This window comes from Bacillus sp. JJ722 (assembly GCF_036963345.1).
Taxonomy (GTDB): Bacteria; Bacillota; Bacilli; order Bacillales; family DSM-1321; genus Bacillus_AD.
In genome coordinates, this window is the sequence record NZ_JBALMO010000140.1 from 1 (window position 1) to 11,618 (window position 11,618).

15 protein-coding genes are annotated in these 11,618 nt (G+C 36.1%); 12 read left to right on the forward strand and 3 right to left on the reverse strand.

Features of this window, described 5'->3' with window-relative positions; all coding sequences use genetic code 11:
• Positions 1-1,014: hypothetical protein (locus tag V7014_RS16840; protein WP_335508597.1), on the forward strand; the 1,014-nt coding region annotated here is incomplete at its 5' end.
• Positions 1,015-1,068: 54 nt separating this feature from the next.
• Here the strand turns inward: V7014_RS16840 and V7014_RS16845 are convergent.
• A complete protein-coding gene (locus V7014_RS16845; protein ID WP_335508598.1) occupies positions 1,069-1,617 on the reverse strand; it encodes a CotY/CotZ family spore coat protein in 549 nt (182 codons plus the stop codon).
• Between the two features lie 129 nt (positions 1,618-1,746).
• Between V7014_RS16845 and V7014_RS16850 the strand changes: the two genes are divergently transcribed.
• The 6 genes from V7014_RS16850 (at position 1,747) to V7014_RS16875 (ending at position 5,086) form a co-directional block, all read left to right on the forward strand.
• Positions 1,747-2,103, forward strand: coding sequence for a DUF1360 domain-containing protein (locus tag V7014_RS16850; protein ID WP_335508599.1), 357 nt, complete (start codon positions 1,747-1,749; stop codon positions 2,101-2,103).
• A 334-nt stretch (positions 2,104-2,437) separates the two neighbouring features.
• Entirely contained in the window at positions 2,438-2,920 is a 483-nt protein-coding gene (locus V7014_RS16855; protein ID WP_335508600.1) for a sporulation protein, read from the forward strand.
• A 12-nt stretch (positions 2,921-2,932) separates the two neighbouring features.
• Positions 2,933-3,400: a stage V sporulation protein AC gene (spoVAC, locus tag V7014_RS16860; protein ID WP_335508601.1), complete on the forward strand. Its 468-nt coding sequence runs from the start codon at positions 2,933-2,935 to the stop codon at positions 3,398-3,400.
• A 3-nt stretch (positions 3,401-3,403) separates the two neighbouring features.
• Positions 3,404-4,426 (forward strand): stage V sporulation protein AD, encoded by a 1,023-nt coding sequence (gene spoVAD, locus V7014_RS16865; protein WP_335508602.1) that lies wholly within the window; start codon positions 3,404-3,406, stop codon positions 4,424-4,426.
• A 29-nt stretch (positions 4,427-4,455) separates the two neighbouring features.
• Positions 4,456-4,812 carry a stage V sporulation protein AE gene (gene spoVAE / locus V7014_RS16870; RefSeq protein ID WP_335508603.1) on the forward strand — a complete coding sequence of 119 codons (357 nt, stop codon included), beginning with the start codon at positions 4,456-4,458 and terminating at the stop codon, positions 4,810-4,812.
• 127 nt (positions 4,813-4,939) lie between these two features.
• Positions 4,940-5,086 carry a YjcZ family sporulation protein gene (locus V7014_RS16875; protein WP_335508624.1) on the forward strand — a complete coding sequence of 49 codons (147 nt, stop codon included), beginning with the start codon at positions 4,940-4,942 and terminating at the stop codon, positions 5,084-5,086.
• Positions 5,087-5,185: 99 nt separating this feature from the next.
• Here the strand turns inward: V7014_RS16875 and V7014_RS16880 are convergent, their stop codons facing one another.
• Positions 5,186-5,587 (reverse strand): hypothetical protein, encoded by a 402-nt coding sequence (locus V7014_RS16880; RefSeq protein WP_335508604.1) that lies wholly within the window; start codon positions 5,585-5,587, stop codon positions 5,186-5,188.
• A 284-nt stretch (positions 5,588-5,871) separates the two neighbouring features.
• Here V7014_RS16880 and V7014_RS16885 point away from each other — a divergent pair, with 284 nt between their 5' ends.
• A complete protein-coding gene (locus V7014_RS16885; protein ID WP_335508605.1) occupies positions 5,872-6,126 on the forward strand; it encodes a stage VI sporulation protein F in 255 nt (84 codons plus the stop codon).
• 65 nt (positions 6,127-6,191) lie between these two features.
• Here V7014_RS16885 and V7014_RS16890 read toward each other — a convergent pair whose 3' ends face one another.
• The gene (locus tag V7014_RS16890) at positions 6,192-8,465 is read right to left on the reverse strand and encodes a UvrD-helicase domain-containing protein (RefSeq protein ID WP_335508606.1); all 2,274 of its coding nucleotides are present in this window, start codon (positions 8,463-8,465) and stop codon (positions 6,192-6,194) included.
• 200 nt (positions 8,466-8,665) lie between these two features.
• Between V7014_RS16890 and V7014_RS16895 the strand changes: the two genes are divergently transcribed.
• From V7014_RS16895 to V7014_RS16910, 4 genes are all read left to right on the forward strand, one after another.
• The gene (locus tag V7014_RS16895) at positions 8,666-8,935 is read left to right on the forward strand and encodes a hypothetical protein (RefSeq protein ID WP_335508607.1); all 270 of its coding nucleotides are present in this window, start codon (positions 8,666-8,668) and stop codon (positions 8,933-8,935) included.
• 165 nt (positions 8,936-9,100) lie between these two features.
• A complete protein-coding gene (locus V7014_RS16900) occupies positions 9,101-9,697 on the forward strand; it encodes a YdcF family protein (protein ID WP_335508608.1) in 597 nt (198 codons plus the stop codon).
• Between the two features lie 114 nt (positions 9,698-9,811).
• On the forward strand, positions 9,812-10,795 hold the full coding sequence (locus V7014_RS16905; protein WP_335508609.1) for a DUF4003 family protein: 984 nt from the start codon (positions 9,812-9,814) through the stop codon (positions 10,793-10,795).
• Between the two features lie 181 nt (positions 10,796-10,976).
• On the forward strand, positions 10,977-11,519 hold the full coding sequence (locus tag V7014_RS16910; protein ID WP_335508610.1) for an HD domain-containing protein: 543 nt from the start codon (positions 10,977-10,979) through the stop codon (positions 11,517-11,519).
• Positions 11,520-11,618: the final 99 nt, after the last annotated feature.

Below are 11,618 nucleotides of genomic sequence, written 5' to 3' on the forward strand. Positions count from 1 at the left end.
GTAGAGATCAAAGCGGAAGAAGAAAGTGAAGAGATCAAAGCGAAAGAAGAAAGTGCAGTGATCGAAGTAGAAGAAGTAAATGCAAAGATCGAAGCAGAAGAAGTCAAAGCCGAAATTAAAGAAAAAGCCAGAACAAAGGATGAAGAGGTAGAGGCAGACGCAGCGCTGGAAGTAGAGGAAGAAGGTTTAGTGGTTAATGAGGAAGCAAGCGTAAAGATTGGGAAAGAAGAAGTCAGTGTGAAAATCGAAGATGAAGAAGTAAGTATAAAGGTTGGAGAGGTTGAAGCGAGCGTAAATACTGAAGTGGAGGTAGTTATGGAAAAGAATGAATCTAAACGTGTTAGACAAATCGAGAACATGGTAGAAGTGAATGCGAAAAGTATTGAGGACGATGTTATCCTATCGAAGGAAGAATTTGAATTGGTGAATATAGTAAGTGAACAAGAGCTTCATTTGGAAGAAGAAATTTCTATTCCAGCGGAAATGCAAGCGGACGAAAAATTGAAAAATGAAATGAAAGTAGAACAAAGGGGAATTCATCTTGAAGAAATTTCAAAAATTGTTGAAGTAGAGAAAGAATTTCAAAATCAAACTTTAGAGAATAAAGCAGTAGCTGTACAATCTGAAGAAGTAGTAGTAGTTGAAATAGATACAAGTGTTAATCTTGATGAATCGGATATTCAAACTCAAGACGATGTGATTCGGAATATTGGAAACACAATGGATGTACATCATGTAAAGAAGAAAATTCAACCGAAAAGAGTAAGAAAAAATAATAATAAGAAAAAGTTCTCGTCTATGTCGAAGGAGGAAATCGTTACATTTTTAGCTAGAATGCCTCCGGCTGTACCTAAGCCTACATGTAAAATGAGTATTAATGGAAAGGTTGTGCAGGGACAGGTTCAGAGAAAAAAAGGTGAGTTATATAATGTCAAAGTTTTATCTGGGAGAAAGGTTGAGATCATCGAGATAAAAATGGAAGATATCGATTTTATTCAAGTGGAATATTTATAGGGAGCCTACGAATATAAAAGAATAAGGCTACTGAAATCAGTAGCCTTCACCCTATTAGAAAGTTTGGTTAGTGTGAATTGGTGGTAAGCAAGTAGCTGCTGTAATAGCTTTTAAATCTACAGTAATACAAATGCCAGTACGTACAATTTTCTTAGCACTGTTTAGTGCTTCTAAAAATTCATCGTAGGCAGTTTCGCAGCAATCTGAATGATCATGATGAGAACTGCTATCGCTACTATGACTAGTCTCATCACTTTCATCATGATGACGATGTAACTTCACTGGTTTTAATAATTCAAGCGTAGCACAACAAGTATCTTCATCCACAAAATTTACACGGAATAAGAAGCTTCTTACTACGTTGAACATTTTTTCACCACAGTGACTTCTTATAGCACCTGCAGCTGAGAATGGATTACAATTGCATGACAATAGAACTGGAATTGTATCGAAATTTCTCATTTTTAAACGACCTTTGAGTTCGTCAATAGACTGCATACAGCCAGTTCTGCAATCTTCTTCAACTCTTTCTTGAGCTTCAGCTACAGATATTAACGTAGAGCATACACAGTCGCTTGAGAATTCATTATGTCCACAACTCATTCGTATTCCTCCTAGAAAATTATTTGACTCCTATCCCTTACAGAGTATGAAGGACCGTCTCAAAATGAATGAGTTACACGCCTATTTTTACTTAATTGCCTGTGAGCGAATATAATACGGAGGATACCAATGATTGATTCACTGTTAGATTTTATTTTATTAGCATTAGCCAGTTTTCGTTTAACACGATTGATTGTATATGATAAAATCACTTCTTTTTTACGAAAGCCTTTTTTTGAAGAAGAAGATGGAAAGAATGAGAAAGGCGAAATAGAGACATATATTGTTCCAAAGAAGAAAGGAATAAAGGGATTTATTGGTCAACTCTTAAATTGTTATTGGTGTACAGGAGTTTGGATTGCGATCTTTATCGTTTGTTTGTCTTATTTTTTTTCATATTGGTCTGGTCCTGTAATTGTTGTTTTAGCAGTGGCAGGGCTCGCTGCAATATTAGAAACATTGGTGCAGCACTATATTGATGAATAATTTTGTCCATTATAGGCGTTTGAAATTAACAAGCTTGTTCGTTATTCATATGTTACTATATATCATTAATTTGTAATGTTTTTTGGGAGGTGTGCATCATGAAGCAAGATAAGCTAACATATGAGCAAGCACAAATGGCCCAGCAACAAAAAAATGATTCAAATTATAAAAAAAAGAAAAAAGACTGTGGCTGTGGTAAGAAGAAGAAATCTTATTAATTGATGATACCTTGTACATTAAGAATGCTCTTGTAGTATTCTTTTTTTTGTTTTTCTTATATTTTTTCGTTGATTGCAAATCATAAAGAAGTAGGAAAGTTGTAAGGAGTGAAACGATGAAAGATTTATTACGGTATTTATTAATTGCGATAGCAATTTGTGGTGTTTTTATCATTATGGGATGTGAGGGGGCGAATAAGAAAGGGGAAGCCAAAATGGCGCTGTTCAAAACAACTAATCCGCATCCAGCTGTTCTATATGAAACACCTGAAGAGTTTAAATTTGCAGAGGAACTACATAAATATGTTCTTTCTTTTCCAGATATATATGATGCCGCCATTATTACGGGGAAGAAACGGGTGTTGGTTGCTTATAAAGTAAAACATATGAAGCGGTTTAAAATGAAAAAAATTGAAAAAGATTTAAACAAAAAATTAGAAGAGAAATATAAGGATCATAACTTTACCGTATCAAGTGATTATAAAATTTTTCTAGAAGCAGTTGAATTAAATGAAAGTCTGAAAGATGAAAACTATCCACGTGATAAAGCGAGGAAAGAGTTCGGGAAAATCATAAAGTTGAAAAAAGAAATGACGTAAGGAGTTAGGGTGATGAATAAACAAGACTTAACGACGAAACAAGAAAAATACCAAGAACTGCAGAAAAAAGATGAGATTAAGCGACCATTATTAAAAAATTGTATAAAGGCTTTTCTTGTCGGAGGTACTATCTGTTTTATTGGACAATTTATTACTTATTTTTACATTTATTTTTTTAATTTTACTGAGCAAACGGCTGGCAATCCAACAGTTTCCACAATGGTATTTATCTCAATGTTGTTAACAGGATTTGGGATTTATAGGAAAATTGGGCAACTTGGTGGAGCTGGAAGTGCTGTTCCTGTAACTGGATTTGGTAACGCTGTTATTTCAGCAGCTATTGAACATCGTGCAGAAGGGCTAGTACTTGGAGTGGGAGGTAATATTTTTAAATTAGCTGGATCAGTTATTGTATTTGGAGTCGTATCAGCTTTTTTTGTGGCATTAATTAAGACACTTGTGACAGGGATAGGAGGATAGATCATGTTAGCAGGCAAACAATCATGGGTTTTCAAACATGCTCCTGCTATATTGGCGACAGGAGTAACAGGAGGAAAGCTTGAAAGTAAAGGACTGTTAGCAAACGATTTTGATCTCTTATATGATGATAATTATTTGAATGAAACGACGTTAGAGAAGGCTCACCGGAAATTACTTGAAGATGCGATCACCATTGCCTTACAAAAAGGAAAAGTTTCAAAGGAAGATGTTGAATTTTTTTTAGCAGGTGATTTGATAAATCAAATTACACCAACGAGTTTTGCAGCGCGAACAAATAGCATTCCATATATAGGTTTGTTTGGAGCATGTGCAACTTCTATGGAAGGGTTGGCGTTATCTTCATTTATCGTAAATTATGGTGGTGCAAATCGAGTAATAACCGGCGCATCAAGCCATAAAGCAGCTGTAGAGAAGCAATTTCGCTACCCCAATGATTATGGAGGTCAGAAGCCTCCGACAGCACAATCGACTGTTACGGGAGCTGGTGTAGCATTGGTAGGAAGCAGTGCTATTGTAGACTATCCGATTCATAAAGTGAAAGCAGCAACATTGGGTAAAGTTGTGGATATGGGTTTAACGGACCCTTTTAATATGGGAGGAGCGATGGCTCCGTCTGCAGTAGATACTATCTTGGCGCACCATAAAGATTTAGGGTTAGGTCCTAATTATTATGATGCTGTCATTACCGGAGATCTCGGAAGTATAGGACATAAAATAGCGTTTGACCTTCTGCAAGAAAAAGGTTTTACCATCAATGAAGAGCGTTTTTTAGACTGTGGCATGCTCATATATAGCCATGAACAGAAACAAGAAGTATTTGCTGGAGGAAGTGGTGCTGCCTGCTCAGCTACTGTATTGTATGGGCATTTGTTAAATGAAATGAAGAAGGGCACATATCGTCGAATATTATTAGTGAGCACTGGTGCATTACTGTCACCATTATCTTTTCAACAAGGTGAAACAATTCCCTGTATTGCTCACGCGGCAGCAATTGAGTGGCAATAATGTAATAGGTCGAAAGGAAGTGAAAATAGATGTTGCCAATGTTTTTTTGGGCATTTGTTGTAGGTGGTTTAATATGTGTTATAGGTCAATTATTATTTGATGTGGCAAAACTAACACCCGCACATACTTTGAGTTCTCTGGTTGTAGCTGGTGCAATATTAGATGGGATTGGATGGTACGAACCACTAACGGATTTTGCCGGTGCGGGGGCGACTGTCCCTATTACGAACTTCGGTAATACACTTGTTCACGGAGCTATGCAAGAAGCAGAAGCACACGGACTTATTGGTGTTGTAACAGGTATGTTTGAAATAGCTAGTTCAGGTATTTCCTCTGCGATTATCTTCGGTTTTATTGCGGCATTAATATTTAAGCCAAAGAGTTAGTATCTTCTTCAGGAGTAATTCTTGATATTTTTACAATTTAGGCTGCAGCCTCTGGGGAAGAGCCCATACAAATTCCCGCCTTTTTACATATGTTAGAAAGGAGCTAAGCGAAAGCGAGGTGAAGGGAATGTACGGTGGCTACGGTTATGGATACGGCGGTGGTTGTGGTGGATACGGATACGGCGGTGGCTGTGGCGGATATGGTTCAACATTTGTATTAATCGTTGTATTGTTTATTTTGTTAATAATTGTAGGAGCATCTTTCTGCTGCTAAACTTTAAAACGGAACAGGGAGCTGTTCCGTTTTATTTTGGTCGCTATTTGGATGTTTTACATAAAGTTGAATGAGGATAAAAACACTTGGAGATTTTTTCTAAGTGTTTTTAAATGCGGATTTTTTTGTGAACAAGCCACTCAATATATTGAAAAATCCCAAAAGGGTTGCTTTTGGGATTAAATGTTTATCATTTGATTTTAAACACTCTAACTTCGGTACTACAACAGCAATCGCACCAACAATTCTCAAGCCAGTGACCATGTCTTTTATGGCAATGTTTACTGCTTTCATGATGACTGGATTCGCTACTGCTACTAGAGCTTTCGCTACGACGTTTAGATTCGCTACTGCTGCTAGAGCTTTCGCTACGGCGACTAGATTCGCTACAACGACTAGAGCTTTCACTGCGGCGGCTAGAACTAGATTCACTTTTGCAACGGCAACTGCTGCTTTCACAATCGCACCACCAGCATGAGAAATTACCCCACATCCAATCATTGTTATTACATCTATTGCAACAATGTCTTTTTTTGCATTTTTTATGATGGTGTTTACGGTTATTATGGCTGGATGACGACTCGTGCTTATGTTTCTTAGGCATAGAATTACCCTCCTTGTAAATGATCTCACCCTATCATATGTAATTGTGGTGAATTTGGTATGGACGAGAAAATGTCATTTTCTAAATGTCGAATGAAAAATCAAAAATTTTATGGCTGTCTAGCAGGAACATTTTCACAAGAAGTTCATACAATAACCATACAGAAAAGGAGGGCTCAAATATGGATTCTCATTTTTTTAAAAACATGGAAAAGAAAACGGGCGTAAATATGAAGGATGTTATTGATTTAGCGAATTCATTACAAGGTGCTAATTTTAAAGACGAAACTACAGTACGAGGTGTAATAAAACGAGTATCGCAATTGGCTGGTAAACCAGTTAATCAAGAGTTGGAAGATAAGATTGTGCAATCAATTGTTAATGACGGAAAGCAGCTTGATTTTGGTACCATTTCTAATATGATTAATAAAAAATAATGAAATAAGTACTTAATCAAAAAGAGATCGCTTCCCATTTCTTGAGACGATCTCTTTTTTATGAGTTAAATATACAAAAATCTTGACGGATAAGCGGTTTTGCCACCTCTGCTTTGGAGCACTGAGAAGTAGAGGTGATTTTGAGCTCGTGTTGCCGCTACATACATTAGACGACGTTCTTCCTCAAGAGCGTGTTTATTGCCTTTGCGAAAGTCATCCATCGCATAGTCATGTGGAAGACCACCATCGACTGCACTTAGAATATAAACATTGCTGTATTCTAAGCCTTTTGAACGGTGAATGGTTGTTAACGTTACAGCTTTAGGGAAATGTTTAGATAACTTCTTTACTTCTTTGTTCATTGCACTCATATGATTGGCATGTTGAATGAAAGAATCACAATCAGTAAAGCGTTTGGCTGCGACTTTTAAGTTCCGAACATCGTCAGATCCTCTTTCCATTTTATTTCCTTCATTACCACGTTTTTTTACGTAATCAGTGAATCCTAAATCTTTTTCGATACGTTCTAAAGCTGCTAGAGGTGGGAGTGATTGTAAGCTTCGGACTTGAGATGGAAGCTTAGCTAATTTTCGTTCTTGAAAAGTATGCCCTGTTTTAATTTTCGATAACGCAGATAAAGCGTTACAATCTTGTAAAATCATCTGTGCTTTGATTTCTTGAAGTAAGCTATGTTTTAAGAATAACGCTGGTAAAAGGTCTGCACACGCATCAATATCGTCTTCATTTAAGCTCAGGCGAATAAAAGCTAGCATACTCTTTATTGTTCGTCGTTGATAAAAAGCTTCTGCATCTTGATCAATCACAAAGGGTAGGTTGGATTCAGCTAACCGTTCAAAAATGGCTCGTGACATCGTATGTGTACGATAAAGAATCGCAAATTCACTAGGGTCCGCACCTTGTTCAATTTTTTCAGCGATGTCCGTAACAATCATTGTAGCTTCTTGCTCTTCATCTTGAGGATAAAAGAGAACAGGAGCTGCTCCTTGATCATGTTGAGCTAACATTGTTTTAACTTTTCGCTTCTCATTCTTGACAATGATACGATTAGCGGTAGCTACAATTTCATGAGATGAGCGATAATTTTGTGCTAGTTTAATGACTTTTGTTTTTGGAAAATCATGTTCGAAGTGCAAGATAAAAGATGGATCACTACCCCTAAACGAATAGATTGATTGATCATCATCTCCTACTACACAGATGTTATTAGACATTTTAGCTAACATTTTCATAAGCTCATATTGCACTTTATTGATATCTTGAAACTCATCAATCAAAATGTATTGAAAACGTTGTTGATATTTTTCAAGAATGTCAGGATTATTGATTAGTAGCTTATAGCAACCAATTAACATATCGTCAAAGTCAAATTTGCCAGATGCGTTCTTGATGCTCTCGTATTTCTTATATAAGTATAAGCAGTCCTCTTCCCATTTATCTTGAGGTCGTATATCATTTGGGAAAAGCAATGAATTTTTCCATAAGCCAATTTGTTGAAGTGCTCCATCATAAGCGAACTCTTTATCATCAAGTCCTCTTTCACGTCCTGCTGTTTTTAGCATATTTTCTTTTTCCCAATCGAACTTAATGAGGGAAGTGCTCTGCCAACGCTCACGTTCATGAAACAGTAGTATTTTGTAGAAAATACTATGAAAAGTTCCAGATACTAATGTATTTACATCAGCTGGTGAAATGTTTGGATAACTAAGCATACGCTCTTTCATTTCTTTCGCAGCTTTCGCGGTAAATGTAACGAGTAAGATATTTGAAGCAGTTATATTTGCTGCACGTAACAAAAAGGCTGTTCTCGCCGTAAGTACGCGCGTTTTGCCACTACCTGCACCCGCAAGAACAAGTAAAGGTCCATCAATAGTTGTCACAGCTTCTAGTTGATCATCGTCGAGAACAACTCCTTGATTTTGTAAAGCAATGACGAAAGGATGCTTCTGTTCACTTTTTTTAGGAATTTTAGGTGAGAATGCAGGATTTCCACTAATCTTTTTCGAATGTTTATAAGCAAGCGGCTCGATTTCTTTGGTAATGCTACGTGAAGCAGGTAAACGAAAACCGTTTCTCTCGATATATGCATCTTGCTTCGTTTGTTGGTGCTGACTTATAGGTGAACAATCACAAGGTGCTTTTGTTTTTTCTGTATGATAGAAATGTGGTTCTTTAGTTATACCTAGGTAGAGTCGCACTGTATTTCCACAAACTGGGCAAGTTAATAAACCTTTTTTGCCGCGTTCAATGGCCTGTTGAAGGAGCTCAGCTGATAAATTCGCTAGCTCAATCATTTCTTGATGAAATTTTGCAGTTTTCATGAATTTACCCTCAAATCTTCTTCCGAATAGTAAAAAGTAGTCAATCTTTATCATAACAAATCATAGTATGAACAAAAAGACTATATTCATAGTGTTTGTTACTTTTTAAAACGGGTATTATTTAATGAACCCTCTATTATAAAAAAGTTGAATATTGACTTCATTGTACACTATTAAATTGTATAAACGAGGTGAATCACATGGGTTACATTTTACCAATTACTCCAGATCAATTTATTCAATATGCTAAAAGAGCTGAGAAGAAAGAAACATTTTATCCAGTACAAGAAACGAATCCTACATTTCGAGCTATTTTATGCAAAAAAAATCATGAAGAATCTCCACAACAAAAGAAACAATTTCCGAAAGTTGTTAACAATAAAAAGGACGTTCCGCAACAAGAATTACCTTTAGTAGTAAAAGCACCTGAAATTACAGGTAAAGGTTTATTGGTAGATGCACATATTTAATGGTTGTGTACTATTTACAGTCATTAAAGCTCGTAAATTATAAAAGTATTTTACATTTTAATTAAAAAAAATTTACATTTTCAGTTAATGTGTAGATTTTTGATAAACAAACAATGTATGATAGAAGAGGTGATTTTAAAAAAGGTTAAAAGGTGAATGGTTTGTATGATTAAGTGGGTAAACTGGCTAAAATGGATATTTATTATAGTAGTAGGATTTCTCGCACATACTGGTTTAAGTGTCTATACATTTAGCTTGCAAAATAATGAAGAGAAAAGTGATGCTGCTATTGTATTAGGAGCAGCTGCTTGGAATGGAAAACCTTCGCCTGTACTGAAAGAAAGACTTAATCATGCAATTGATTTATATAACAATGGTAAAGTAGATTATTTAATATTTACAGGTGGTAAAGCACCTGGTGAAGTAAAGTCTGAAGCGAAGGCTTCTATGGATTATGCGATCGATCATGGTGTCGATGTAGACCATATTATTATTGAAGAGAAATCGATGTATACGAAAGAAAACCTAGAATATGCTTTAGAAGAAGTCAATCGTGGGGAATATGATTTTGACAAATATATTTTAGTAAGTGACCCATTACATATGAAGCGATCTGTGTTATTAGCACAGGAAATGGATTTAGAGGTAGTTTCTTCGCCAACGCAAACATCTGCTTTTCAGTCAATGGAAACAAAGCTACCATTTTTCTTTAAAGAATGGATGTATTATACAGGCTATATCGTCACAGTTCCTTTTCGCTAAACAATGATATAATAAATATACAATAAAGGTTGTCTAAGTTTTTGGGCAACCTTTTTTCCATTTTAGAATACTGTAATGTTCCATTTATTAATAGAAAAAAATGGGAGGAGTAACATGATAACTGAAACGATAAATTTATTTATTGATAATGATCAGCAAATGAAGCAAAACTTTAAATGGGAAAACCATTTAATTCGCAAGTTTGGTGCGTTTCAATTAGCATTAAACAATCAAGTAGTAGATGTGAAGCAAGTGAAAGATATGAAGGAATATATGAAGCTTCAAACTTCTTCTTTCTCCTATTTCCGCAGTACAAATTTATTTCTTATTGCAACAGCACTTACAAGTATCGAAAAACCGCAACAAATCTTTGATCAATCTATTTTCTATTATGAGGAACTTAAGAAAGCAGGTTTCAAACGTTCTGTATATCTTCCATATGTGGCTTATTTTTTAGCGACACAATTGCAGCCAGTGGAAGTGCCAAAGACGATTGAAAAGGCACTGCATTGCTTCCAACTGATGAAGAAAAATCATTATTGGTTAACTTCAGATGACGACTATATGTTAGCCATTATTTTAGCGTACAGTCATGATGATATAGAGGCAGCTGTCGAAGAGATGGAAGCTTGTTATAGTTATTTAAACGGACGTGGCATTAGTAAAGGTAATGCTTTGCAAACGATGAGTCATTTGCTGACTTTAAGTAGTGATAGTGTGAGTGAGAAATGTGATCGTTTATTGCGATATGCGAGTGAATTAAAGAAGAATAAAATAAAGTTGGATTCTTATTCGCAGCCTATTCTAGCCCTATTAGCTATGATTGAAAGTGGTGGCGACGAAGTGATTCGTACGATTATAAAGACAGATCAAGAGTTAGCGACTAAAGATGGATTTGGCAATTGGTCGTTAGGAAAAGCAGGTCGTAATATGTTTAGTATGGCACTTGTGACTTACTGTAAAATCCAAAGCGGTTCGCAACCAGCTATCAAGGCAGCTGTTCAAAACAGTATTCAAAGTGTGTTGATCGCTCAACAAGTGGTGATGATTGCTGCCATATCAGCATCTGCAGCAGCTTCGAGTTCAAGTTCATCTTAACTTGATAAAGTGAATCTTTAATCGGTGGGGGCTTTCGTCCATCGCCCACCAATTATTAGTTGAACCAACCGAATTCTCACTTAAACGTCTTCGCTTTACTTTCGTTTTGAAGTGGGAGTCTTAGCGCCAGTTCGAACGGGATAAAATAGAATAACCGGTTTTTCACAAGAAGGTGATGAGTATGGACATAATAGAAGAAGCGTGTCGCTTTGCAACGAAGGAACATGGAACACAAACTAGGAAAAATTCTAAAGAACCTTATGTAGAACATCCAAAAAGAGTAGCAGCAATATTGCAAGAAGCGGGTTTTCATAATGAAGTCATAGCGGCTGGATTACTACATGACGTTGTAGAAGATACGTCAGTTACAATTGAAGATATTAAAGAGAAATTCGGAGAAGATGTTGCTGCCATCGTCGCTTATCATACAGAGGATAAGTCTCTTTCGTGGGAGGATCGAAAGAAGCATACGATTTCTGTTGTCAAAACAGCTCCCTTAGAAGTGAAAGCATTAATAGTGGCTGATAAATTAGATAATTTAGAATCATTAAGTAAGCAATATGAAGAAATGGGTGAAGAAGTGTGGAAAGCCTTTAAGAGAGGAAGAGCGAAACAAGAATGGTATAACCGCTCTGTTGCAGAAGCTATTCAAGACGTGGAACACGCTCCTGCTTTCTTTCAGCAATATGAACAGCTTGTAGCACATTTTTTTGGTGACATATAGAAAAAAACTAGCCTTGGTTGAATCCAAAGCTAGTTTTTTGATTGTTTAGAAATTTATAAAATAATTGGTTGTTGATCGCTTTGAAATAGAGTGAATCTA